Origin of the sequence: Microcoleus sp. AT3-A2 (genome assembly GCF_036705685.1) — a bacterium.
GTDB lineage: Bacteria > Cyanobacteriota > Cyanobacteriia > Cyanobacteriales > Microcoleaceae > Microcoleus.
Window position 1 is genome coordinate 43936 of record NZ_JAUBVF010000032.1, and the last position, 25837, is coordinate 69772.

Consider the following 25837-nt stretch of genomic DNA (forward strand, 5'->3'; position numbering starts at 1 on the left):
GGAAGAAGGAAGAAGGAATTAAGAACGTCGTAAACGTCAAGACGGTTCCCACAACTTACAACTAAGCTGGTGTGCATTTAATTTTCACAATCCTGTTTATTGAAACTCTTGTGGGGAGTAGGGGTTGGGCATCCTGCCCGCCCAAAAAATTTAATTTAAATGCAGAACAACTATCACCTTCCCATGCCGCGATCAGGAGGCTGCTCGTCCGGAACAGGCAAAGAACTAGGCCTTACCTGCCGCTCTAAATACTTGCTTAAAGCGTAAGCGATATCCCCACGAGTCATCGGCTTCAAAGGATTAATCTTATTAGTTGCCAGATCAATGTTAACAAACCCTTCATAAAGTGCAGTAGCCATAGACTTTCTAGCCCAATTAGGGATTTCGCCTGCATCTGGATAGTTAGCTAAAATTTCGGAAATGCTGGGATCTGGAAATTGAAAAACCCCGTAAGCTTGAGCAAAAATCGCCAAAGCTTCAGCGCGAGTCACCTTTTGATTTGGGAAAAACATTCCGTCGCGATATCCGCTCATCGTTCCCGTTTTCAAAGCAGTTTGAATCGCACTGTAAGCCCAGTAACTTTTCGGTACATCCGGCAATTCCCTATCCGGTTTCTGAGCGGTTTTCCGCCGTTCCAAACCAAAAGTTTTCACTAAAATCATCGCCAAATCGGCGCGACTGACAATGCCATCAGCATTAAAATTACCACTAGCATCTTTATTCATCAATCCTGCACTCACAACCCGATCAATCGGGTCAATTATTTGTTGAGATTGAACCCCCATTGGCACTCCTTGCACTAGCGCGATCGCCAAAAAAATACTCACTAACTTTTTCACGATTTTAATCCTTTCTGTCGCTAAAACCATCATGAAAACAGCAGTAATATTTTTTATAGTTCCATTGGTACTATTCTGTGGTTTCGGCGGTGCGCGAGATTTGGGGATTATATATTAAAATCAAAGATTGGATTCCGGCAAAGCGCCCTGCATTTTACCCAGCCAATCAATCAAATTATCCAATTGCTTTTGGGCCGTCAAAACCGCCATACCCCGAATAGTAACCTTCCCCTTGCTGTAGACAAAACGAGAGCGCAAATGTTCCGGCAAATTAGCCTTGAGCAAATTCCAAGCAGGCTCTTCCATCGCAGTTTCCAAAACTATGTTCTGCTTATTCTCCGGTTTGATCCGAGAAAAACCGATTTTTTTAGCGATTTGTTTGAGTTCGACAACACGGATAAGTTGCTGGGCTGGCAGAGGAATTGGCCCATAACGATCGCACCAATCAGCCTGAATCTGCTGTAACTCTTCTGAGTTATTAGCAGAAGCCACAGATCGGTAAGCGCTCATCTTTTGATCCAAATCTGCGATGTAATCGGCAGGAATAAATGCCGTCAAAGTGAGGTCGATTTGCGCGTCCTCAACTTTCGGAATTTCCTGACCCTTAATTTCCCGAATAGCCTCCTCTAACATTTCAGCATACAAATCAAAACCGATCGCCTCCATTTGACCAGATTGTTCAGTACCCAAAACATCACCCGAACCGCGAATTTCCATATCTCGGACAGCCAACTGATAGCCCGAACCCAACTGCGCGAACTCTTGAATTGCCCGCAGCCGCTGCCTTGCAGCATCAGACAGTTGGTTCTGCTTCGGATAAAACAGCCAAGCATGAGCTTGAATCCCCGCGCGTCCCACCCGTCCCCGCAACTGGTAAAGCTGACCCAAACCAAACTTCTGCGCGTCTTCAATTAAAATAGTATTGACTCGCGGAATATCCAAACCCGACTCAATAATCGTCGTACACACCAAAATATCGAAATCTGCCGCACTGAAAGTCAGCATGATTGATTCTAGTTCCGACGCCTCCATTTGACCGTGGGCGATCGCAATTCTGGCAGACGGAACCATCTCCTGCAACTGAGCGGCCAACTCATCAATCCCCTCAATCCGCGGCACCACGTAAAAAACTTGACCGCCCCTGTCTAATTCTTGACGAATTGCCGATCGCACCACTTCCGGGTTATAGGGAGCCAAATGCGTCTGAATCGGGCGCCTGGAAGGAGGCGGAGTCGAAATCAAACTCATCTCGCGAATCCCCGACAGCGACATATACAAAGTCCGGGGAATCGGCGTTGCTGTCAGAGTCAGAACATCTACCTCTGTTTTGAGAGATTTAATTGCTTCCTTTTGCTTAACTCCAAACCGCTGTTCTTCATCCACCACCAACAAGCCCAAATCCCGAAATTTAATCGCTTTGCTCAAAACAGCTTGAGTACCGACAATCACATCTAATTCCCCAGTCGCCAAACGCTTGTGAATCTCCCGGCGCTCGGTTTCTGTGCGAAAGCGATTGAGCAAACCAACTTCGATCGGATAAGGGGAAAAACGCTCCGAGAGCGTGTGATAGTGCTGTTGGGTCAAAATCGTCGTCGGCGCGAGCAAAGCCACCTGCTTGCCCGCCGTAACAGCCTTAAAAATTGCTCTCAGAGCAACTTCTGTCTTACCAAAACCAACATCGCCGCAGACCAAGCGATCCATCGGTCGATCGCCCTCCATGTCGCGTTTCACATCCTGAGTTGCCTTCAACTGATCCGGCGTTGGCTGGTAAGGAAAAGAATCCTCCAACTCTTGTTGCCAAGGCATATCAGGAGGAAAAGCGTAACCTGTTTGTTTAGCTCTTTTAGCATAAAGATTCAGCAAATCCACTGCCAATTTCTTAACAGCTTTGCGAACCTTTGTTTTAGTTTTTTCCCAAGTTTGACCTGTCAGCTTGTTTAGATCCGGTACTTTATCGGCTACAGTCCGAAACCTCGACAAAGCGCCCAATTGATCGGCCGCCACTCTCAGAGTACCGTCAGCGTATTGCAGCACCAAATATTCGCGAGTTTCGCGATCGATCGTCAAGCGTTCTAACTTGAGAAATTTACCCACTCCGTGCTGGCGGTGAACCACATAATCACCAGGGCTTAATTTATTCGGGTCTACTTGCTTAGAAGCAGCGCGGCGGCGCTTGCGGACGTAGCTAAAAGTAGCCAAAGAATGCTGACCGTAAAATTCCCGATCGGTAATTAAAACAATCCGAAAAGTCGGCAGAATAAAACCTTCCAATTCTGCTAAACCGCTGTACTTCAAAGCAACCGGAACGTGCTGCAATTGCAACTTATCGATCGCCAAATAATCGCGCGGATTCACCACAAACTGAGCCGGACAGTCGTGTTCCGACAGCAGAGAAACCGATCGACTCGGTTGAGCAGAAACCAGAAAAATGGTAAAACCCCGATCGCGCTCTTCCCTGAGCATTTGAGACAGCTTCGCAAATTGGTGAGGCATCACCGGCACAGGCCGAGAAGCCAAATTAATCGCAGACGGTAGCTGGTCGCCCTCCGCAGAGCTTTGAAGTTTTTTAGCCGTAGAATCTTCTGCCAATTCTGAAAGTTCTAGCCTCTCGAAAGCTGCGACATCTGCCATAGATTCAGCAAAAGTTCGGTGAATTTTCGGAACTTTCAAATTAGCAATTGGCAACTTTTCTGTTCCCGCCTCAGCAACTGCCGATTCCCGATTACAATTATTCCACTGTTCCTGTGCATTCTCATACCAGCGGTCGCTGTGACCTTCGCACCCTTGCGGTTCGTCAATAACAACTAAAGTATTTTCTGTCAAATAATCCAACAAAGATGCAGGTTGCTCGAACGCTAAACCCAACAGTCTGCGGACAAATTTTTCGGCTTCATTTTCTGGATCTACAGAGCCTAGTTGGTTAATTTCGTCAATATTTTTTTCAGATAAAACTGCTTTAATAATTGTGTTAAAATTAGTGGGAGTTAAAACTAATCGATCTACCTTATCGAGCGATCGCTGGGAAGACGGATCGAACTCCCGAATTTGCTCCAAATTATCTCCGAACCATTCCAGCCGTACTGGCAACTCCGCCGCTACGGGAAAGACATCGACAATATCGCCCCGGCGACTCCACTGGCCCTCCATTTCTACCAGAGTCACCCGATCGTACCCCATCGACACCAGTTGTCGGTCAAGTATCTTCGAGTCTTGAACCGCACCTCGCTTCAGCGTCAGACAGTAGGGTTCAAAAGCATCCGGTGGGGGCAAGTGAGACTGGAGAGCTCTTTCGGTAGCTACAATCGCGATCGGCTTAGAATTAGCGTTTGTTTCTCGTTTCTCGACCAAATCCGCCAGCACCTGCATTTGTCCCCAAGTCATTTCGTTCTCGTCGGAGTAAGATAGCTCGTAGGGAGAAGCCTCCGAAGTTGGGTAAAAATGCACAGTCTGCCAGCCCATAGCCTCCAGCCCGGCCACCCAGCGGCCGGCTTCTTCTAGAGTTGCCGTCACTACCAGTAAACTACGCCCTTCTTGCTGTGCGAGGGCGGAAGCTACTAAACCTTTGGGCAAACGGGCTACGCCGGACAGTTGCACGTAGCGATGGCGCTTGAGCTTGTTGAGGAGTTCTGTTGCTAGGGGCGATCGCCCCAGGGTACGAATTATTGAAGAGAAAGTCATGCGCTTTTAATTTTAATCCCTGATCGGCGAAGGCTCTTTCCCTTTGCCTGTTAAGGAGATTGTACGACAAACATCCATGATTGTGCCGCTCTGCTGTTGAGGCCTGGGAACTTAACTGGAGATAGATTTCTGCTTTAATATGTCGATCCTGCGATCGTGATCAAGCCAGTTCCGTTAATCTAGTGACAGGTTTAGAAAAAATTTCGATTTTGCGATCGAGATTCGCAGCTTCCAGACCTCTCCTGTGACTGCACCCAAAGACGGATACCCTGCCACGTACTCAAGTTGTGAAGATCGAAAAATTTTAGACATTAGGGAAATCCCCCAGATACTGGCTGCGGAGTCAATCTAAAATCTAAAATCTAAAATCTAAAATCGACTAACCGGGCAGAGCGCTTCGCCGTTACTACCGAAAATTTTAGAAATGTCCCCAAGTACCGATATTCTGATTGTTCTCCTGCTAATTTTCCTCAATGGCTTGTTTGTGATGTCAGAGATGGCCATCATCTCTGTACGCAAGGTGAGACTGCAACAGATGGCCAACCAAGGTTCGATCAATGCCCGTGTAGCCTTGGATCTGGCTAATGCCCCCAATCAGTTCTTGCCGACAGTTCAAATCGGGATTACGATGCTGGCCATTCTGTCGGGCGCTTTCGGAGAAACGACAATTGCTAAAAGGGTAGAGCCTTTGTTACGCATGATTCCTGCCCTCGCGCCTTATGCTCAGACGATCGCCTCAGTAGTAGCAATTTTAACGATCACTTATCTGACCTTAATTATCGGCGAACTCGTGCCAAAGCGGCTGGCGCTTAACAACCCAGAGCCGATCGCTTCAAGTGTAGCAATTCCCATGCGAATGCTCTCAAAAATTGGCGCTCCTGCGGTTTATCTGTTAAGTTATTCCACTGACTTAGTGATGCGACTGATGAGGATATCGCCCTCGACAGAACCGCAAGTTACAGAAGAGGAAATTAAAGTTTTAATCGAGCAAGGAACAGAAGCCGGAACCTTTGAAGAAGCCGAACAAGATATGGTGGAAAGAGTGTTTCGTTTGGGCGATCGGCGAGTCAGCGCCTTAATGACCCCGCGTCCAGATCTTACCTGGCTCGACCTCGACGATTCAGTGGAAGAAAATCGCCAAAAAATGCTCGGCAGTGGTCATTCTCGGTTTCCCGTTTGTCAGGGAGGGCTCGACAACGTTGTCGGTTTAGTACACGTTACTGATATGCTGTCTCGGACTTTAACTGGTCAACCCCTAGATTTAAGCGCTTCTTTACGACGACCGTTATTTGTACCGGAAAGCACGCGGGGTTTAAAAGTATTAGAACTTTTCAAACAATCTAGCAATCAAATTGCCTTGGTAGTAGACGAATACGGCGTCATTCAAGGATTGGTTACAGTCAACGACATTTTAGTCGAACTCGTGGGCGACTTTCCCTCGATTGAAGATGCTGACGAGCCAGAAGCCGTCCAGCGCGAAGACGGTTCTTGGCTATTAGACGGAATGCTAGCAGTCGAAGATTTTTTTGAGATATTTGGAATCGAAGAATTGTCAGCAGAACACAAAGGAAGTTACCACACAATGGGCGGTTTTGTGATTACAAATTTGGGCAAAATTCCCACAGCAGCCGAGCATTTTGAGTGGAACGGTTTGCGCGTGGAAGTAGTCGATATGGACGGGAACCGAGTTGATAAAGTCTTGGTAATGCCGATCGACTCAGCGGGCGATAGACCTAGAACCCAACCAAAAACCTAAAATTTGAACTCACGGGTAAGGTGCGCTAGGCGCACCCTACATCAACCATTCAGCGGATATTTCAGACCTACTTCTTTTTGCTCCTAGGCTGATCTTTCCGCAAAGATTCCAGAATAGAACGGCCCACATAATTGCTAAAAACTACCTCTCCAGCTTGATTGTAGTGGCAGCAGCTATCTACATAAACAGCCTCTTTAGTCTTGTCAAAAACATTGACAGCATTCACTAGATTGATATTATTTTTTTCCAAATTAGGAAACTTTTTGAAAAGAGCCGGATATCCAATTTGCACAGCTTTAGCATAAGGAGTATCCTTGTTAAAAGCAATCTGCTTTTCGGCTTCACCAAACACCCTTTTTGTCTGATAATATTGATTAGGCTGAAGAATATGAAAATAAGGTACATTACTAGCAGACAGAACTTTGTGCATAAAAATTGAACTTTTTGCCCAATTCAACGCCATTTCTTGAAAAGCTACTGAATCCTGTAAAACTGACTTATTAGTATTGATATAAATAACACTGCCACTGTCATCTTTTTGTTGTTTAGTTCGTTCTTTTTCAAACTTAATGACATCGGTTTTATAGTTATTAACTAGATTTTGAACATAAACAGAAGTCAAAGCATCGCACGCAGCTAAAGAGCAGTGTTGCAAACGTTCCAAACCCTGATTAATCCTAGCTTTATTTTCTTGAATTCTGATAGTTGCTTTCATCGCTTTGAGAGAAAGGCTATTATTCGCCAAGCTAGTCAGCGGCAAAATATGCTGAATGCTTGGCATCGCCAAATCGACTTGATTTTTATTGTTTAAGTTAGAAAGTGCTACTTCATTAAAACCATCTATATTCACAACCAGATCCAGTTCTTGTCCTAAAGCCAAAAAATAATTTAGAATTAATAATTGCTGGGGTTGTTTGTAGCCTCCGGTAGCAAAAGACAAAATTACAAATTCTTTATCTTTCAAACCCGGAAGCTGCTTGAGGTATTGAGGTAAAATTTTGTTTTGAACTTCAAACACTCCATAATTAGAAGCCACAGAACCGCCAAAAACTCCGATAATAAATTGATTTTTCTTGGTTTTTTTCAAAGGGTAATCGTAAGGAGATATAAATCCGTAGTTGTTAACCTTAAAACCAGGTCTAAAATCAGCGCTGGGTTTTTGAATAAACCCAAAAAAAGGATGAAACCTTTCAACAATAGACTGATTCAGCCGCACTCCTTCTAAATTAATTCCTAAAGCCGACTTATCTTGCGTCTTTTCCCTAGTATAGAAAAATTGCTTGTGCTTGACAAAATACCATGCCAAGGAGCCAAGTTCCAGGAAAAACAGTAAAAACGCTAAGTTAATCAAAGCAATTTTTAGAAATCCTTGTCCTTTTTTGATAAATTTTAAATCTTTCATAAACCTCTATTTCGACTCTCTTACTACTTTAATAATAGAACTAGAAACATAGTTTGCCAATACTTCGTCTCCGACTGAATTATAGTGGCAGCAGGCATCTTTGTAAACTGTCTCTTTTGTATTGTCTAAAATATTCACTGCGCTAAAAACATTAACCCCAGCTTTTTGCAAATCACCGACTTTGGACAACAATACCGGATAACCTTTTTTCACACCTTCAATGTAAGGGCTCTTCTGGTCGATCGCGATTTCGTTTTCCTTGGCGGTAAACGCTCGCTTAGTGGGATAATACTGGTTGGGCTGGATAAAGTGAAAATACTTAATCTTTCTACTTGATAAAATTTGATTCATCCCGATCGACGATTGGTACCACATCGATGCCATTTTGTCAAAAGCAGCGGCATCCTGCAAAACAAAGTCAGCTTTGGGAATATATACTATACCGCTATTTGCCGTGTCTGGGTTGGATTGTTTGACGAGCGAATCGTACTTGACAACTGCTTGCTGATAATTGTTGACTAATTGTTTTACCTGTAGCGAGGTGACAGCGTGACACAAAGCAAGTTGACAAGTTTGCAATTTGTCAATACCTGCCTTCAATTGTTTTTTGTTTTCGTTAATTTGCACGATCGAACTCATCGCTTCCGGTGACAAGTTGTTGTTGGCTAAACCAGTCAGAGGCTTTATGTGCTGAACGCTGGGCATTCCTATTTCTACTTGGGCTTTGTTGTTTAAATTTGACAGTGCTACTTCGTTAAAACCGTCAATATTGATGACTAAATCTAACTCTTGACCCAACGCCATAAAGTAATTTAAAATTAATAATTGTTGGGGCTGTTTGTAGCCACCATTGCCAAAATTTAAAACAATAATTTCCTTGTTTGCAAATTCTGGATAAGTCTTCAATTTGTTAGACAATCTGCGAGTTATGTATTCATCAACGGCAAAATTATTCGCAACTGAGCCACCAAAAACTCCGATAATAACTTGATTTTTATTGGTTTTAACAAACGGATATTCGTACAGTGAAAAAAAGCCTTGTTTGTTGACTTTTAACTTTAATTTTTCATTAGTGAAAGCACCTTGTTTGAGTACATAGCCAAAAAGTGGGTGCAGTCTTTCTACTATAGACTCATCAAGTCTAACGCCGCTCCTTTCAATATCTTCTACTACTTTTTCTTTGGCTTTAGTTCGGGTATAAAAAAACTGCTTTTGGTTGATAAAATAAAAAGCTAGCGACAAAGCTTCCAGACAAATAAAGGCGATCGCCAAATTAACCGCGATTATAATTAATATATTTTTGCCTTTTTTAAGCGCCGTTGAATCTTTCATGAAATTTGACTGATTACGGTTGTATGTTGGGGACTGGAGACTGCTTCAATGTTTCGCACAAATTTCGGTTAATCAGGATACTAGCCAGCCGATGTCCGAGTTCATTCCAGTGACCTCCACATGGTACAGAATTCTCAAAACCGTGGGCGCAGACTTGATATTTTTCAGTGTAACCTTGGATCTGTTCGGATAAATTCAGTACCCGAAAACCCTCGCGCGCGCCCAATTTTTCCAGCCGCCTATCGGGATAAAACAAATCCTGAATGTTGTTCTTTCTCATAAAATTTTTTCGCCTCTGGGCCTCTGGTCTAACTTGCATCGGATCGCCGATTGTCACAAGCAAGAAATCAGCATTTTTCTGCACGACTTCATTCCGCATCGTCACAATCAAACCCTCTGTCACCCTCCAAGCCTCTTCCCAAGCTGCATTTTGAGGTTCCTTGAGGTTCAGGGTACTTAAAGTGGTAAAATCCTCAGACAACTCGCGCTTTTTCCTTTCTAAGTCTACTTTCTTAATGACCTGCAAAATGCGCGAATTGTTGACGAGAAAACTGGGCATCCTGTCTACAAATGAAACTGCTCTTTCGTTGCGATCGATCGGCGCCAGATTGCGAAAAGACATATCCGGCACTAACTTGCCACTAGCATCATAAGCAAAAAATGGTCGGTAGCGATCGTATTCCAATTGCGGCGAATTGTTAATTATATCATTCCCAATAAAAAAAGCAAGAATTACAATATCAGGATTGTAATCCCACACTTTTTCTCGCAGCATTATCAATTCTTGAGCAGTACCGTAACCCTGCACCCCGAAATTCATGACCTCAACATTTTTGCGTCCCTTAACAGCTTCGCAGTTGCCTAACTTTCGTTCCAATTTTGACCAGAAAGTTTGTTCCACAGGTACGTGAATTGCTTCAGTGAAAGAATCGCCCAAAACCGCAACGCGCAAAGTATTTGGAGGTTTGGCTTTTGTATGTTCACGATCGCGCAAACCCTCGCTATTCACCTGCACAAAACTCGCACCTTCCTCATTCCACTCCCCCGATGCACCAGGTTTCAGCTTCCAGCCCAAATTCGGATCGGAAGTGTGGAAACGAGTTGGCGCTGACTCTACGAAATCTCCTATTTTTGGATAGCCTTCAATCCTCGCTACCCGCAATCCAATTTCACCAATTACCACCCCCATCAATAAACTACAGAGTGTCAAACTTAAATTGACACCCAAATTCTTCAACTTGCTCATTCTTTCAAAACAGCGTGTAAATAAACGGAGCAATCACAGAACCCTGACTCAATACAATCAAAGCTCCCAAAAATACTAAAGTCACAATTAACGGTATCAGCCAATACTTTTGGCGTTCTCTCATAAACGCCCACAAATCTTTGAGAAAATCTAAAGTTGCTTCAAACACTTAAAAAGGACGCTCCATACTAACTTTGGTTCTTGCTTTACTGGGGACGCGGTAAGTATCCATTTTTGGATTCAGTTTTCGCCGCATTGCATCTTCGCCAAACAGGCTTTTGATAACTCCCATCGGCCAAATTATCAGGTAAAAAACTATTCCTAAGACGATCGGCGTTTCGATTTTGTTGAGAATCAGTCCAAAGCGCATCCATGCGTGATAAACGGGATTCAGCGATTTCGGCGCAACCAATCCTAGCAGCACTAGCACTCCGCCGATTGCCCAAGGCCACCAAGGTAGAGAATGCCGCCGCAGTAGAGGTACTGCTAAACCGAACAGCACTGCAATCAAGCCACCAATTAGCAGCCCGAAATCGCGCAAGCCTTTTTTGTCGAGTTTTTTAATTTCGTCGCTCATGGGGAAGAAGGAAGAAGGAAGAGGGAAGAAAGAAGAGGGAAGAGGGAAGAAGGAAGAAGGAAGAATGACAATTGCCAACTAACAACTCACAACTGCCCACTGCCAACTTACTAATAATTAATCTAGTTCAAATTCATTTTTCCAAGCATCATCTTGTTTCCAAGGAATTTGTTCGGACTTGGGAAGCAAGTAATTTTCCAAAACCAGATAGTCCATTTCGGTTCGCATGAAACAGCGGTAAGCATCCTCTGGAGTGCAAACAATGGGTTCGCCTCGAACGTTGAAAGAAGTATTTACCACAATAGAACAGCCCGATCGCTTTTCAAAATGGCTGATTAAGTCATAGTAGCGAGGATTGGTTTCTTTGTGAACAGTTTGAATGCGAGCCGAGTAATCGACGTGGGTGACAGCCGGAATCTCCGATCGCGGAATGTTGAGCTTTTCAATGCCAAACAACTGCTCTTGTTCGGGAGTCATCGGAATACGGAGACTGGTTTTGACAGGTGCTACTAATAGCATATAAGGGCTAGAATGGTCAATCTCGAAATAATCCGCAACTCGTTCGGCTAAGATTGACGGCGCAAAAGGTCGAAATGATTCCCGATATTTAATTTTCAGGTTCATCACGGACTGCATTTTAGCACTGCGGGGATCGCCAATGATCGATCGACCGCCCAGAGCCCGCGGCCCAAATTCCATCCGCCCCTGGAACCATCCCACCACATTTCCCTGTTCCAAAATTTCCGCCAACTGCGGCATTAATTCGGCATCGTCCAATCGGTGATAGCTGGCTTTGACAGCATCCAAATATTCGATAATTTCTGCGTCAGTAAACTTCGGGCCCAAATAAGAGCCCCGCATTTGGTCGTGACAAGTTAAATGAGCAACTGACTTCGCCACAGTTGCCACCGCTTCGTTTGTAGTGAGAACTTCAGTCCTCTTCTCAACCGCTGCCACAGTTGCCACCGCTTGGTTTGCAGTGAGAACTTCAGTCCTCTCCTCAACCGCTGCGTTTGTAGTGATAAGTTCAGTTTTGAGGGATTCTATACTATTTGTTGGTGTCGAGTTCGCGCTCACAGTGCGAGTTTGTTCGCAATACTGATACCAAATCGCCAAAGCCGCGCCCAAAGCACCGCCAGCATCTCCCGCTGCCGGCTGAATCCAAATATCTTTGAAAATACCTTCCCGCAAGAGTCTGCCGTTAGCAACACAGTTGAGAGCAACGCCGCCGGCCATACAAAGATAATCAACATCCAATTCTTTTTTAACTGTTCTGCACAACCGCAAAACAACTTCTTCGGTAACAACTTGAATGGAAGCTGCAATGTCCATTTCTCGCTGAGTCAATTTTCCTTCAGCTTGACGCGGCGGCCCTTCAAACAGTTCGTCAAACTTCTTGTTTGTCATGGTTAAGCCAACTGTATAGTTGAAATAATCCATGTTCAAACGGAAAGTTCCGTCATCTTTGAGGTCGATTAAATAGTTGAGAATTTTGTCTACATACTTGGGTTCGCCATAAGGAGCTAAACCCATGAGTTTGTATTCGCCAGAGTTGACTTTGAAGCCGGTGTAATAGGTGAAAGCTGAATAAAGCAAACCCAAGGAGTGAGGAAAATCGATTTCCCACTGAGGTGTAAGTTGGTTCCCGTCTCCCAACCAAACTGAGGTTGTGGCCCACTCGCCCACGCCGTCGAGGCACAAAACGGCTGCTTTTTGAAACGGGCTGGGGAAAAATGCCGATGCTGCGTGGGATTGGTGATGTTCGGTAAATAGCAGAGATGGCAGTTTATTCGTTTTGCAGTTTGCTATTGCTGCCAGATCTCTTTTGAGCATGGTTTTGAGGTAAAGCTTTTCTTTGAGCCATATCGGCATGGCGGCTAGGAAAGAGCGAAAACCTTGGGGTGCGTAGGATAAATAGGTTTCGAGAAGGCGCTCGAATTTGACTAAAGGTTTGTCGTAAAAGACTATTTGATCGACTTCCCGCAAATCTATTTGCGCTTCTTTCAAGCAATAAGCGATCGCATTCTTAGGGAATCTGGCGTCATGCTTTTTGCGGGAAAATCTTTCTTCCTGCGCTGCTGCTATAATTTCTCCGTCGCGAATTAAGGCTGCGGCGCTGTCGTGATAGTACGCCGAGATTCCAAGTATGTTCATCGCTCTCCTCACAAATCGCAATGCGTTTGCTTTTGACTATTTAGAATAGCTAACGATTATAGCTGCTTCAGTGCTGATTGGGAATTGAATTTTGCGATCGCCTCTAATTTTACCTGGATCGATGTCGGTGGGCTGCCCTCGGACGATCGGCTGTTAGAGAGCATTTAAGCTAGCGCCGGCTTATCCTGCGCCCCCAAGCTCTGAAGTAAGTGACGACCGGGAATTGATAAAATTCACCTACCAACCACAGCACAATGCCTAAATGCGACAAAAAAGCTAAGCCTGTCCAAGCTGCGGGCAGCCACGACAACCGGCTGCCGGGAACCGGGGGAAAATAGTAAGCTGAAAGTCCCAGCAAGGTAGTGGGAAGGAAAATTAGACCAACAGCCGCTGCCAAGTAGGGCCATCCGAATTCTACGCCTTCGAGGTGGGATCCTATCCACTGTTTGCCGTTCCAGTGCCAAGTTACGGGCGGTTGGCGATCGGCCATTTGGAGCGATTGTCTTTCAACGCTTGCGGTATAAATGTGCTGGCAGAAGTTGCAAGCTAGCGCGTCCATCAGTGCTAGGGTGGAAATTTGACCGGTGCGGCACACGGGACAGGGATATGTATCTTGAGGGTTGAAAGGTCGGGTTGATTTTTTGGAAATCTGCATAGATCAGGCTGTTTGTCAAGATATTGAGCGATCTTAACAAAGTACAGAGATTATGGGTTGGCTGATGGCGGTTTTTGTACCTAGATTGTTGGTGAGTTAACAGTTTTTTTTACGCTTACCTGTCCCAAGGCTTAATGCAGTTTCATTGTGCATGATTGGGATTAATTGCGGTGATTGTTGCTGTACCGAATTCTGGCTCCTGCCCAGTGAAGTTTTTCCCTCAAAGTGTTGAAATAAGAATAGTTTTCCCGCAAAATGATAAACTTGGCTTCGCAGTCTGCCCTCCGCACGTCTACGCGCTGTCCTGGCCAAATTGCCGTACCCAAAATCCCGTCTGTCCAAAGTTTGGTACTGAGTTCGTAATCTGCTAAAGGCCAAATGCTGACGACTGAACCGGGCGGCAGGACGATCGCGCGACTGGATAAACTCAAAGGGCAAATCGGAGTAACTGCGATCGCCTCCATTCCTGAGTGCATAATCGGCCCGTTGGCAGATGCAGTGTAGCAAGTCGAACCGGTGGGAGTTGCCACAATTAAACCGTCGCCTTGATATTGATCGACTACTTCGCCGTCAACTTCCATTTCTAGAATACAGCTCGGCATTCGATCGGCTGAAGCAGGTTTGACACACATTTCATTTAGTGCCAAAAATCGATCGCTTTGGGGTTCGAGATTGCTTCTGTTTCCCTCAAAAACTGTTGCCTGCAACATCATCCGCTTCTGCACAGCATACCTATCTTCCGAAAGTCTGTCCCAAATCTCCTCAGTATTTTGGAAATCCTCAAAAGACTCGGTTAAAAAACCCAGATGTCCCCCCACATTCGCTGCCAAAATCGGGATGCCGTCAGCAGCCAAATTCCGCGCGGCAGCTAGGGCCGTACCGTCGCCGCCCAGCACCACCGCTAAATCAATTGGGCTGTTAATAGAAGCTAAAAACACCGGATACGGGTTATCTTTGGGGCCACTGGGCCCCATTAAAACCTGACACCCGCGACTTTCTAATTGGCGGGCACACTGTTCTGCCCACCGCTGGCTGAGGGTATCTCTGGCTTTGTGGGCGATAATTACTTGTTTTAGTTGCACAACCTATCGATTTTAGATTTTAGATTTTAGATTTTCGATTGTTAGATTTTAGAGTGATCTCACAATCTATCGATTTTGGATTTTTGATTGTTAGATTTTAGGCTGAGTGAAATATCTTAAAATGTTCGATCGCACAAATTGATTTTGGACATCAGGTTAGATTTTAAACTATTTTTGAGCATTGCGAGGCAGAGCCTGTGGATCGGCGTTACCAGGATTTGCCTGGTAAAAAGAAAGCCGGGAATAAGAAATATTATGACTGCATTTCCACATCTTCCTTCTTCCTGACATCCGTTACATCCGTTACATCCGTTACATCCGTTACAGAATCCGTTGCCGAACTTCCTTCACCCGTCGCTGCGGCTGGATTTGGGCCGTGGCCAGATAATGCTGGAATCGGCAGCGAGTAGGCTAGAAACTGCGATCGCCCCAAAGCGGTTGAGGTGGCTGGGGTCAACAAAATAGTCATTGCGGCCCGGCCACCGCTGCGACAAGTCGCGGAAAGCGAAGCCTTTTTGCCGGGAGAGTTGCTGCATTCGCTGCCGGAACTGCTGTTCTGCCCGCAGGCGGGTTCCGTCTAAGTAGTCATTGGTGAGGGGCAAATTAACGAAAATCAGGGGAATTTTGCGAGCTTTGGTAAATGCTACAACTGAATTAAAGGCTGTTGCTTGTTTGCCTCCGAGGTTGAAGTTTTCGTAGTCGCGATCGTACTGGCCTGAAACGTAAGCGCGTTGTCGATAATAAGTGTTGGGATTGTACTTGCCCGACATAGCCATGAATCCGTTGGAGTCGATCGAATCTGCCAATTGGTTGAGTTGTCTGATGGCTACTGTTGTCGGCCGCGAGACTGGAATCAATTGTGCTTGAGGGGTTGCTGCATCCGCTGCGATCGGTTTTAACTCATATCTTGCAGCATTCTCAGCAACGGGGAGTTTGCCGATTCCACTAGACAGGAATTGGATTGTGGGTTGGGTGTTAGCAACGGGCAGTTTGCCCGTTCCACTAGACAGGGATTTGATTGTGGGGAATAGGGGATGGGCATCTTGCCCGCCCTTGAAAGGTTGATCTACAGAGGTAAATGCTTTGCGGAAATTGTTGTTAGCGCAGGGCTGCGGGAATCTGTAACACATCGGAATCTCGTTGAATTCATCGGACAGCAGTTCGGGGCGAATGCCTGCTGCTAAAAGTTGGCTGCCTTCAGAATCGACGATCGAATTAAAAGTGCGATCGTCCCGGCCGCTGTTAAATGCCCGCACGCCGTCTGCCCAGATAATCATTTGAGGCAAATGACCGGGCTTCAAAAGCCGCCGCAGTTGAAAGTCAACTACTTGTGCAGTTGCGCCGTTGACTGAAAAGTTAAATACTTTTAAGCCCCGCCGACCTCTTTGGGCCAAAGATTGTTTTAGCTGTTTGGGATCGACGCCCTGCAATGCGCGGGAACTGCCGACAATCAAAACATCTGGTGGGCCGACGGTAGCAACGTAGGATAGGTAAAGTTCGAGTTGTTCGTTGAGTAAATCGCTGCTGAAGCTGACTGTACTGGCTTGCGATCTGGTTGCGCTCGCTTGCTGCTGGGAATAAACCAGGTTTCTCATGTACTCGATTACTTTTTTCTCCGCAAACGCCCGTCTGGGACTGCCGGGGGGAACCGCTTGCATCCAAGCGACGGCCTGCACCCACAGGGCGGCTACTTCGTCCCAGTCTTGTTTTGAATTGGCGGATTGAGCCAAATTAGAAGCTTGGGTGGCAAAGTTAACTGACTCCGTGAAGGCATCGTTTTGCGGGCATGAGGGAACGCTGAGGGATTTTTTGGTTTTGTTGGAGTTTTGAGCTAACAGAGACGTTGAAGACTGCGCTAGGACGGCGGATTCGATCGAACCCGATGGCGCTGCGGAGTTGGGCGGCTTCGTTGACGAACATCCCAAAGTTACGGCTAATACAGCGGCTGCGGCGCAGGTACGTTTTAAGATGCTGGTGCTGATGCTAGCAATGTAGCGGCGAATCATAAAGCTTTCAGCGATCGCGAAACATTACTAGATATTACTCATTATTCGGCGGATCGAGCAATTAGCTCAAACAGATGTTTTAACCATTCAATAAAAATTAAGGCGATCGGGCCATCGCAGCTAAGCACCTGCGCTGTTATTGCTTGTCCCATCGGCATTGCAGGCGTTTTCTGCCATGCCAGCCAAGTGTGGATTAGCGCTTTGGGATGATGAATTAAAGTGTAGCGGTTAAGTCCGGCTTGTTCGATCTCTTGTAAAATTGCTTCGGCTTTCGGATGCAGGGTGTCGCCAGGGGGGATGAGATAGGCGACAAAATCTTCTAACATTCCAGGAAGTTGATTGTTTGGCATCAACCAAACTCCGACGCGAGGCAAGTATGGATCTGAAGGTGTGCAAACCCAGCCTTCGGGAGGGGGAGATTGGGGGATGTCTCGATAGCCGATCGAACTCAGTTTATCTTTAAGAGATTGCCACCGCCCACTTAAATTGCGATCGGCATCTACCACAATTCCCAAGGTGCGTAAATTCTCTGCTTTCAATCTTTCTGGCAAGCCATTTAGCAGCGCTTCAACTCCTTCTGTACTTCCTTCTCTACCTTCTTCTTGCGGTACTTCGACGGAAAATGTTTCTGGCAGTTGATATTGCTGGCACAAAGCCCAGATTACGTGTCGGTCATTCTTACCTTCTACCAATAACTGTTGAGGTTTTGGTTGAGGAGGTTTTCGTGCTTTTGGCATTAGCGCACCTCGATACTTTGGCGCACTGCAACGGACAATTCATCGGGAGTGTATTCAACTGCACGAATATCATCACCGCGCCGACTCAAGCGAAATAATTTGCCAACAGAACTATCTTCTGACTGTTCTAAGGCTTCTTGAAATGCGGCTATACAATCCCAACTGTGGGTAGTTGCAAAGACTTGAACGTTCAATCGCTGTGCTGTTTCAAATATCAATCGCCACATATCAGTTTGGGTTTGATAGTAAAGACCTGTATCAATTTCATCGACTAGCAAAAAACCATTTTCTGATGATACGGCTGCCATTGCTATATTAATAATTCGTCGCATACCATCTCCCATACTGCCTAGAGGAACTGGGTGAGGCTGGCCCCGAAGTTTAAGCAAAATACCACTATTATAAGTCTGGCGACTCGTGAAACTAATCCGTTCCACATCAGGCTCCAGAATTTGCAATGCTTCTACTACACTTTGTTCTTTCGGTGTGAGTGTTATTCTATCCCACAGTACAGACAGTTGCGCAAAGCTTTTATTAGTGGTTGTTAGAAAATAATTTTGATTGCTGCTCCCTATAGGAAAAACTAACTTAGATGTGTTGCCCAACCGCAAGTAACGCGAATCGCCTATAGTTCCATCAGTACGGATAGGAATTGTTATTTTGGTATACTGTCCGTATGAAACAACTAGCTCACCGAATAAATCTCCACCTGCAACTAAATCCTCTAATCCAGGAAGTGCAAGTTGCTGGGGAATAGGATCAGGCTCAATTTTTAATGAGAGCGGATGCTCTTTTGTAGAGCGGATATGAATAGCCCCATCGAAGTTATTAAGTTGATGACCGTAAAAAATATGTAAAATCTGATAATGATGCTGAGAAACGACTTCGCCATTTCTTTGTCTAGAAGGCTCGACTGTTAGTTCACCTCTGCTTTTTAGCACCTCAAGTAGAAACTGAATGTTTCCTTCATTAACTAATAAATAAATGGCTTCCAAAAAAGTAGTTTTACCGCTATTGTTCTGACCGACTATCAGATTAACCCTAGCTAGCTCGTCGATATGAAAATCTTTAAAACAGCGATAATTTTGGATGGTGAGATCGCGCAACATGGATTCCTCGGATATTAACTATATTGTATCATTTCTCCGTTCAGACTAGAAACCAGTATGAGATTCAATGACTGCTTCGGCTTGCAGGGCGATCGACCTCAATTTATCCAATGTATCCTGGTTCGCACTCTGCCATAACCCCCGCTGACGAGCTTCTAGCAATCTTTCCGCCATATCTCGCAATGCCCAAGGATTGTTTTCTTGAATAAATGTCTGCACTTTCTCATCAAAAATGTAAGCCTCTGCGATTCCTTCATACATAAAATCCTCTACACAATTTGCCGTAGCATCGTAAGCAAACAAAAAATCAACAGTTGCTGCAATTTCAAACGCGCCTTTATAACCGTGTCGCATCGCACCTTCTATCCATTTGGGATTCACAGCCCTGCTGCGGTAAACCCGCGCCATTTCTTCTCGCAGTTGTCGCACTTTCGGATTCTCAGGAATCGAGTTGTCTCCGAAATAGGTTTCAGGATTTTTGCCTTGCAAATTGCGAATGGCGGCCGTCATTCCCCCTTGGAATTGATAATAATCGTCGGAGTCGAGGATGTCGTGTTCGCGGTTGTCTTGGTTTTGCAAAACTATTTGCATTTGGCCGAGGCGTTGTTCAAATGCTTCGGGTGCAGAACACCCCCATTCACTCTGTTTAACTCCTGCTACATCTCCCGGCAAATTTGAGGAACTAGAGGAGGTATAGGCGTAACTGCTCCAATTAATGTAAGCTTTTGCTAAATCGCTGTCGTCTGTCCAGTTTTGAGCTTCAATTATGCCTTGAAGTCCTGCGCCGTAAGCACCGGGTTTTGAGCCAAAGACTCGGAATTGCGATCGCCCTTGCGCCTCTTCCTGACTCAAACCTGTAGATTCCCAATACTGAATCTCTGCTTGAACTTGTGCCGCTAAAGGATTATTTTCTGCCGATTCGTCTAAATCTGCCACCGCTTTTACCGCACTGTCAAACAAATCAATTAAATTAAAAAAAGCATCGCGAAAAAAGCCAGAAATTCGCAAAGTAACATCAACACGCGGCCGCCCCAAAACAGAAACTGGCAAGATTTCAAAATCTACAACCCGGCGAGAAGGGCCATCCCAAACTGGTTGAACTCCTATCAGTGCCAAGGCTTCGGCGATGTCGTCTCCCCCCGTCCGCATGGTGGATGTTCCCCACACTGACAAACCCAAAGTTTTCGGATATTCGCCATTTTCTTGGGTGTATCTTTCGATTAAATTTTCAGCAGCAACTCTGCCAACTCTCCAGGCGGTTTCTGTGGGAATGGCGCGGATATCTACTGAGTAAAAATTGCGACCTGTGGGCAATACATCTGGTCTGCCGCGAGTGGGCGCGCCGGATGCGCCGCTTGGTATGTGCCGCCCATCTAGTCCGCGCAAAAGGTTGGTAATTTCTTGGTTTGTTTGGAGTAAGGAAGGTAAAAGATAGTTATTTATCCAGTCTAATTCTTGTTTAGTTGCTTCTCCTACTGGGGAATTTGTGACCGCAGATGAACGCGGATTGACGCGGATGTTTTTAATTAAATCATCTACTAACTCAGCGGCTTTTTGTTCGAGTTCGGCTGTTAAATCGCCGGCTGTGGCGTGCTGAATAATCGAGGTTGGATCGCAGGTTAAAGGGTCGAAATCGTAGCCTGAGTCTTCTGCTAGGGCGCGGGTTAAGCCCGATCGCCCGTTGGTGGGATGGCGGGCGATCGCAATTATCAAATCTCTCAACTGTCTACCTTCGGGACACTGACCGAAAATGTGCAATCCGTCGCGAATTTGGGATTCTTTGAGTTCGCAAAGATAGCCGTCTGTGCGAGTAATAAATTCTGTAAATTCCGATTTATTTAGTTGTATTCCTAAGTCTTTATCTAAGTTTTCTTTGTTGGTGAGGGCGAGAATGCGATCGCGAATCATCGGCAATCTGGACGGATCTAAACTTTGGGCTTCGCAATACTCATCAATTAAGGTTTCCAACTGCTGCAAAGGCCCGTAGAGTTCGGCGCGAGTCATCGGCGGTGTCAGATGGTCGATAATCACAGCTTGCGATCGTCTTTTTGCTTGGGAACCTTCCCCCGGATCGTTGACAATGAAGGGATAAAAATTCGGCATCGCGCCTAATGCTACTTCTGGATAACATTTGTTAGACAATGCTATACTTTTCCCAGGAAGCCATTCTAAATTACCGTGTTTTCCGGCATGAATTATAGCGTCAATCCCCAACTTTTCTCGCAACCAATAATAGTAAGCTAGATAATTGTGGGTAGGTTCTAAGTCAGGGGCGTGATAATTTAATGCAGGGTCAAGTTCGTATCCTCGCGATGGTTGAATTCCTACAAATACATTACCGAACTGAATTCCGGGAATCGGAAAAGACCCATTGTTACTTATAAAATCTTGTGCATAGCTTCCCGGAAGCCCCCATCTTTTACAAATCCCATCCTGTACTTGCTGCGGCAAACTAGCAAAATATTCTTCATATTCTGCCAAATCCAAAGATTGATGAACAGGCCGCAATTCGCGTCCTTCCGGGTCATTTGTCACGCCCGAAGTCAGGAGTTCAATTAACTCGTTGCCGCTAGCGGGGAAGTTTTCAATGTGATAGCCAGCTTGCTGCATAGCTTTGAGGATTTCGACACAGCTAGCGGGCGTATCTAAGCCGACGCCGTTGGCTAAGCGGGCGTTGCGAGTGGGGTAATTTGCCAGAATTATGGCGATGCGTCTGTTGGCGGCTGGGGTTTGTTTCATTTTCACCCAATTCGCGGTTAAATCTGCTACAAATTGAATGCGATCGCCCGCTGCTACATAGCCTACTACATCTGTTTCTAATTCGCTGTTCCAAGTCTGTACCGCTTTAAAAGAAACAGCCCTAGTAATGATTTTTCCGTCTACTTCCGGCAATGCTACATTCATCGCCACATCGCGGGGCGAAAGTCCCTGTAATTCAGTTTCCCACTGTTCCAAACCGCCACCGCTGAAGATTGCTTGCAATACAGGGACATCTAAGGATTTTAAACTATTTTGTTCCGGTTCTTGGCTGCTAAAACCGGAGACTGCAAAACTTGTAGTGTTGAGCAATAATTGAATTGGTTCTGATTCTTTGGGTTGAAAATATTCCAGCAATTCTATTTGCAAATCTGGTTCCCGCAGAGAAGACACAAAGACGGGAACAGGGACTAAGTTTCGCTCTGCTAGAGCTTGACAAAGTGCATCAATTGGTGCTAAGTTTCCTGATAAGTAATGAGCGCGATAAAATAAAATCCCGACTTTAGATTGAGAAGTAATGCCCCCGTGTCCGCAAGTTGGGGACGATTCAATTTGTTTTTTCCAATCATAAATTCCGACGCGGGAAACTGTTTGAGGTAGGGGCGGATTATAAGCAGTTTTTAGGCAAGTATCGGCGGCAAATTTTAGTGCGTTAACAAAGTTTTGGACTCCACCTTCTGTGAAATAGCGCCAAAGTTGATTGACTGCTGACAGCGATACATTGGAATGGCTGATTAAATCGGGGTCGGGACTGTCTTCTCCCGGCATTACAATCAGTGATGCGTTAGTTTTCTGCACAGTTTCCCGCAGAATTTCTAACCCGTAAGACCAATAAGAACGCCCTCCTAAAAGTCTTAAGATTATGACCTCTGCGCTTTCTAAAACTTCCTCGGCATAAGTATCAATTGTTAGTTGTTGCTGCAACTGAAGCAGGTTTACTGCACGCACTTTGGGAAATTTGGCCGGCATTTTGGAGGCGGCGGCTGTGAGAGTTTGAATGTCGGTGTCAGCAGCACTAATAAATACTATTGGTGCTGGGGTTTGCTGAATAAAAATTACTCCTTCTGCTTGAGGGTTCCAACCTCCGGGTGTGGCGGCTATTTTGTGCATTAATTTTTTTATCTTAATAAATAGTGAGAGAAAGTGCGATCGCCTTTACTATAACATGACTTATACATAAATAAAGGCTAGGGCGTGTTTGCCAACCCGGACATTCCCGCCCAACCGAGAGAGGGGGACACGGGGGAACCGCCCCTACATTCGGGGGGAGAATGAGCGTCAAAGTCCCGGAAATATCAACCTATAAACTGATAAATAAAACTCCCAAAATCATTATTCCCGCCCCTAATAATCTTTCTTGAATATCTTTTTCCTTAAAAATGAAATGACCGAACAATACACCCATTAACACGCTAGTACGCTTAATCGCGATCACTTGCACTACCAAAGTTAATGTCAAAGCTTGCATTTGAAAAAGCACTGCAATAGCATTGAAAGACCCCATAGCAGCTAGCATGGGTAATTGTTTGAGAATTTTTTCTCCTGAATTTGGGGTTTTGTACAATAAAACTGGTAGTAGCAAAACAGTGATTGTACCAAACAAAGAGAATACCCAAAAAATAGGGGATGAATTTGTAACTCCTATTTTGTCAAAATTGGAGGCAATACTCCATAGTAATGCGACGATTAACATCAATTTGGGCCCCGGCTTCTCCAGCAGTGCTTTAAATGGGGCTAAATATCCTTTATGTTTCTCTTTTATATTTAATAAATAAGAGCCTGCTACGATTAGTAAAATGCCAATATAGTCAAAAAGTTTTGGATATTCACCGACAATTAACGGTGAAGTTACCAACATGAATAATGGTGTCAAAGCTACCAGCGGTAGTGTCAGGGATAAATCTGATACTTTGATGGCTTTGATGTAGAGGAGGGATGTGACAGCGTTGATGCTACCTCCGATTAATAGAGCGAGCCAAAATTGAGAGTTTAATGGCGGAATTCCTGTATAAAATACCCAGGGAATCAAAAAGATGACTGAAAAAAATGAGAGAGACCAAGCTACAACATATTCGTCACTTTTTTTGAGGTTTTGTTTGCCAAAAACGTCTTTGACGGCTTCAAAGAAAGCGGTCAAGATTCCAAAAATTAACCAAGTCAACCTAAATATGCGCTCCTGACTCGCTCGTCGTTTAGCAAATCCGTTCCAATACCTGTGAGGGTAATATTACCAGCTTCTAGTACGTAACCCCGATCGGCAATTTGCAGTGCTAAACTGGCGTTTTGTTCGACTAAAAGGATTGTAACGCCTGTGGAGCGGAGGTTTTGAATAATTGCAAAAATTTCTTTGACGATCGCAGGTGCTAAGCCTAAACTAGGCTCGTCTAATAATAGCAGCTTCGGGCGACTCATCAGAGCGCGGGCGATCGCCAGCATTTGCTGTTCCCCGCCGCTGAGAGTTCCTGCTAGCTGGCGGCGCCTTTCTGCTAGGCGCGGAAATATCTCAAATTGGCGCTCTAAATCGGCTTTTACGGCCACCGAGTCCGATCGAATATAGGCCCCCAATTCCAAGTTAGTCAACACCGTTTGCTGCGCCAAAACCCGCCGCCCTTCTGGACTGTGGGCGATTCCCAATTTTACAACTTCGTGAGCTTGGCGGCGGCTAATATCGCGCCCGCTATAAATAATTTGTCCTTGTCGCAAATTAACTATTTTAGAAATAGCTCTCAATGTGGTACTTTTGCCCGCACCGTTGGCGCCGATGAGACTTACAACCTCGCCTGCATTAATCATGAGATTAATATTTTGTATGGCTTGAATTCCACCATAATTTACAGAAACATTTTTGAGTTCTAAGAGGATGTTTGGGGTGGTGTTGGATGCGCTGTCGTGCATTTTATGTGGTTTGATTGTTGACAACAAAACTGTCTCTTTTTCCGCAGTCTGCCAGGGGTTTCAACCCTTGACTCCTAGCTGAACTTTTCTTAAGAGGACTGGAAGATTAATGTAAGGCCAACTATTGATTTTACTCGTTTCCCGCCCCAGCCTGGTAAACATTTAGATTCTCTACGTTTCATCTCCCAAATAAGCCTCAATTACCGCCGGGTCATTCCTCACAAAAGCAGGTTCTCCCAAAGCAATAAGCTGACCAAAATGCAAGACAGCAATTCGATCGCACAACCCCATAACTAGCGGTACATGATGCTCGATCAATATTACAGTTAAATTGAATTGTTGGCGTACTTCTCGGATAAATTCGCTTAATTTGTGCTTTTCACTGGGATTCATCCCTGCCGCAGGTTCATCTAACAAGAGTATTTGCGGTTCTAAGGCTAAAGCGCGGGCAATTTCTAAGCGCCTCTGGTCGCCGTAGGGCAAGTTTTTGGCTTGTTCGCCCGCGCGATCGCCCAATCCGACTAAATCCAACAATTCTAAGGCTTTTCGCTGAGTTTTGCGTTCCATTGCATTAGATGCTGGCAAGCCGAAAACCCCCGCCAGCACCGATAAAACTGGATTTCCCGATCGACTGTGGATGTGTCGGGCGATCGCCACATTTTCCACAGCAGAAAGTTCCCCAAACAACCGGATATTTTGAAAAGTTCTGGCAATACCTTTATTGGCAATCTGATAAGGCTTCAATTGGGAAATATTTTCATTTTGATAAATCAGGTTGCCACTAGAAGCAGGTATCAGTCCAGTCATGAGATTAAATAGAGTTGTCTTGCCCGCACCATTAGGGCCAATCAATCCAAAAATTTCGTGTTTTTCAACTGTAAAAGATACGTTGTTTACAGCAATTAAACCACCAAAACGACGAGTTAATCCTTTGGCTGCTAAAACAGGAGTGCTTGTTGAGAGGGTAAGGGGTTCGGAAATCATCAAATATGATAAAATAGTGATTATCTAATTATGCCTTAGACTTAAGTATAAATGAAAGTAGAGGAAAATCAAGCAATAGTTTGCCAAAATTTTTATGTTTACACAGGTCATGGAGATATCGGTTCTTCCGTACTTACTGTGCTACATCATTAAGAAAATGCCAAAGAAGTAAATCACGTATTTTAAACTTAATAAAATTTTTTAACCCAAAATCACACATTTTCAACAACTTTAATTTGTTATTAATTATTTCTACTATACCCTTGGTTGTTCTTGGCTCAAAATACAGCACTTTGCTTAACGATTAGGTACAATATTAGAGGTGGTAAGAAAGAGAAAAATGAAACCCTACTCCCTAGATATGCGTCAAAAGATCATTAACACAAGGAGAAGCAGGTAACACCTCTATTCGGAAAGTAGCAGAAAGATTTCAAGTCAGTAAAAGTACCGTACAGGCACTACTAAAGCGAAAAAAAGAGACAGGAAGACTACTCCCTAGTACAGCTCGGCGTAAATACACAGACTATTAGGCCGCCAAGACTTTACCCTTATATGTCCACTTAAAAGGCTTTGCCATTGTTTGATTAAAGTAGTTAATAAAATTGAGGATGCGATTTTTCAGATCGTA

Annotated in this window: 18 protein-coding genes; 1 reads left to right on the plus strand and 17 read right to left on the minus strand. The window is 44.9% G+C overall.

Annotated features, from left to right (window positions below):
• Positions 1-173: 173 nt before the first annotated feature.
• Positions 174-827 (minus strand): S-layer homology domain-containing protein, encoded by a 654-nt coding sequence (locus QUB37_RS18280; protein ID WP_333164573.1) that lies wholly within the window; start codon positions 825-827, stop codon positions 174-176.
• A 132-nt stretch (positions 828-959) separates the two neighbouring features.
• Positions 960-4517: a transcription-repair coupling factor gene (mfd, locus tag QUB37_RS18285; protein WP_333164576.1), complete on the minus strand. Its 3558-nt coding sequence runs from the start codon at positions 4515-4517 to the stop codon at positions 960-962.
• 424 nt (positions 4518-4941) lie between these two features.
• On the opposite strand from mfd, the gene QUB37_RS18290 reads away from it, so the two are divergent.
• Positions 4942-6273: a hemolysin family protein gene (locus QUB37_RS18290; protein ID WP_333164579.1), complete on the plus strand. Its 1332-nt coding sequence runs from the start codon at positions 4942-4944 to the stop codon at positions 6271-6273.
• Positions 6274-6340: 67 nt separating this feature from the next.
• On the opposite strand, the gene QUB37_RS18295 is transcribed toward QUB37_RS18290, so the two are convergent.
• The 15 genes from QUB37_RS18295 to QUB37_RS18365 form a co-directional block, all read right to left on the minus strand.
• Positions 6341-7675 (minus strand): hypothetical protein, encoded by a 1335-nt coding sequence (locus QUB37_RS18295; RefSeq protein WP_333452499.1) that lies wholly within the window; start codon positions 7673-7675, stop codon positions 6341-6343.
• A gap of 6 nt (positions 7676-7681) precedes the next feature.
• Positions 7682-9007, minus strand: a complete 1326-nt coding sequence (locus QUB37_RS18300; protein WP_333164582.1) for a hypothetical protein — start codon at positions 9005-9007, stop codon at positions 7682-7684.
• A gap of 13 nt (positions 9008-9020) precedes the next feature.
• Positions 9021-10253 carry an SGNH/GDSL hydrolase family protein gene (locus QUB37_RS18305; protein WP_333164584.1) on the minus strand — a complete coding sequence of 411 codons (1233 nt, stop codon included), beginning with the start codon at positions 10251-10253 and terminating at the stop codon, positions 9021-9023.
• Positions 10254-10257: 4 nt separating this feature from the next.
• Positions 10258-10422, minus strand: coding sequence for a DUF5989 family protein (locus tag QUB37_RS18310; protein ID WP_193973035.1), 165 nt, complete (start codon positions 10420-10422; stop codon positions 10258-10260).
• On the minus strand, positions 10423-10830 hold the full coding sequence (locus QUB37_RS18315) for an SxtJ family membrane protein (RefSeq protein ID WP_333164587.1): 408 nt from the start codon (positions 10828-10830) through the stop codon (positions 10423-10425). It lies immediately after the preceding gene.
• Positions 10831-10947: 117 nt separating this feature from the next.
• A complete protein-coding gene (locus QUB37_RS18320) occupies positions 10948-12984 on the minus strand; it encodes a carbamoyltransferase (RefSeq protein ID WP_333164589.1) in 2037 nt (678 codons plus the stop codon).
• A 169-nt stretch (positions 12985-13153) separates the two neighbouring features.
• Positions 13154-13639, minus strand: a complete 486-nt coding sequence (locus QUB37_RS18325; RefSeq protein WP_333164591.1) for a hypothetical protein — start codon at positions 13637-13639, stop codon at positions 13154-13156.
• 161 nt (positions 13640-13800) lie between these two features.
• A complete protein-coding gene (locus QUB37_RS18330; RefSeq protein WP_333164594.1) occupies positions 13801-14721 on the minus strand; it encodes an NAD(+) kinase in 921 nt (306 codons plus the stop codon).
• A gap of 347 nt (positions 14722-15068) precedes the next feature.
• The gene (locus QUB37_RS18335) at positions 15069-16727 is read right to left on the minus strand and encodes a hypothetical protein (protein WP_333164597.1); all 1659 of its coding nucleotides are present in this window, start codon (positions 16725-16727) and stop codon (positions 15069-15071) included.
• 41 nt (positions 16728-16768) lie between these two features.
• On the minus strand, positions 16769-17464 hold the full coding sequence (locus tag QUB37_RS18340) for a DUF3226 domain-containing protein (protein ID WP_333164600.1): 696 nt from the start codon (positions 17462-17464) through the stop codon (positions 16769-16771).
• On the minus strand, positions 17464-18573 hold the full coding sequence (locus QUB37_RS18345) for an AAA family ATPase (RefSeq protein WP_333164602.1): 1110 nt from the start codon (positions 18571-18573) through the stop codon (positions 17464-17466). The genes QUB37_RS18340 and QUB37_RS18345 overlap by 1 nt, the downstream gene beginning before the upstream one ends.
• 45 nt (positions 18574-18618) lie before the next feature.
• Positions 18619-22440: a cobaltochelatase subunit CobN gene (cobN, locus tag QUB37_RS18350; protein WP_333164604.1), complete on the minus strand. Its 3822-nt coding sequence runs from the start codon at positions 22438-22440 to the stop codon at positions 18619-18621.
• Positions 22441-22630: 190 nt separating this feature from the next.
• The gene (locus QUB37_RS18355) at positions 22631-23491 is read right to left on the minus strand and encodes an EamA family transporter (protein ID WP_333164606.1); all 861 of its coding nucleotides are present in this window, start codon (positions 23489-23491) and stop codon (positions 22631-22633) included.
• Positions 23488-24225: an ABC transporter ATP-binding protein gene (locus QUB37_RS18360; protein ID WP_333164609.1), complete on the minus strand. Its 738-nt coding sequence runs from the start codon at positions 24223-24225 to the stop codon at positions 23488-23490. Before QUB37_RS18360 ends, QUB37_RS18355 begins: the two co-directional genes overlap by 4 nt.
• A 171-nt stretch (positions 24226-24396) precedes the next feature.
• Entirely contained in the window at positions 24397-25209 is an 813-nt protein-coding gene (locus tag QUB37_RS18365; protein WP_333164612.1) for an ABC transporter ATP-binding protein, read from the minus strand.
• Positions 25210-25837 lie beyond the last annotated feature (628 nt).

Coding starts and splice junctions, on each gene's coding strand:
- mfd (WP_333164576.1), bottom strand. CDS start 4,517: ATGACTTTCTCTTCAATAATTCGTACCCTGGGGCGATCGCCCCTAGCA.
- QUB37_RS18290 (WP_333164579.1), top strand. CDS start 4,942: ATGTCCCCAAGTACCGATATTCTGATTGTTCTCCTGCTAATTTTCCTC.
- QUB37_RS18295 (WP_333452499.1), bottom strand. CDS start 7,675: ATGAAAGATTTAAAATTTATCAAAAAAGGACAAGGATTTCTAAAAATT.
- QUB37_RS18300 (WP_333164582.1), bottom strand. CDS start 9,007: ATGAAAGATTCAACGGCGCTTAAAAAAGGCAAAAATATATTAATTATA.
- QUB37_RS18305 (WP_333164584.1), bottom strand. CDS start 10,253: ATGAGCAAGTTGAAGAATTTGGGTGTCAATTTAAGTTTGACACTCTGT.
- QUB37_RS18315 (WP_333164587.1), bottom strand. CDS start 10,830: ATGAGCGACGAAATTAAAAAACTCGACAAAAAAGGCTTGCGCGATTTC.
- QUB37_RS18320 (WP_333164589.1), bottom strand. CDS start 12,984: ATGAACATACTTGGAATCTCGGCGTACTATCACGACAGCGCCGCAGCC.
- QUB37_RS18325 (WP_333164591.1), bottom strand. CDS start 13,639: ATGCAGATTTCCAAAAAATCAACCCGACCTTTCAACCCTCAAGATACA.
- QUB37_RS18335 (WP_333164597.1), bottom strand. CDS start 16,727: ATGATTCGCCGCTACATTGCTAGCATCAGCACCAGCATCTTAAAACGT.
- QUB37_RS18340 (WP_333164600.1), bottom strand. CDS start 17,464: ATGCCAAAAGCACGAAAACCTCCTCAACCAAAACCTCAACAGTTATTG.
- QUB37_RS18345 (WP_333164602.1), bottom strand. CDS start 18,573: ATGTTGCGCGATCTCACCATCCAAAATTATCGCTGTTTTAAAGATTTT.
- cobN (WP_333164604.1), bottom strand. CDS start 22,440: ATGCACAAAATAGCCGCCACACCCGGAGGTTGGAACCCTCAAGCAGAA.
- QUB37_RS18360 (WP_333164609.1), bottom strand. CDS start 24,225: ATGCACGACAGCGCATCCAACACCACCCCAAACATCCTCTTAGAACTC.
- QUB37_RS18365 (WP_333164612.1), bottom strand. CDS start 25,209: ATGATTTCCGAACCCCTTACCCTCTCAACAAGCACTCCTGTTTTAGCA.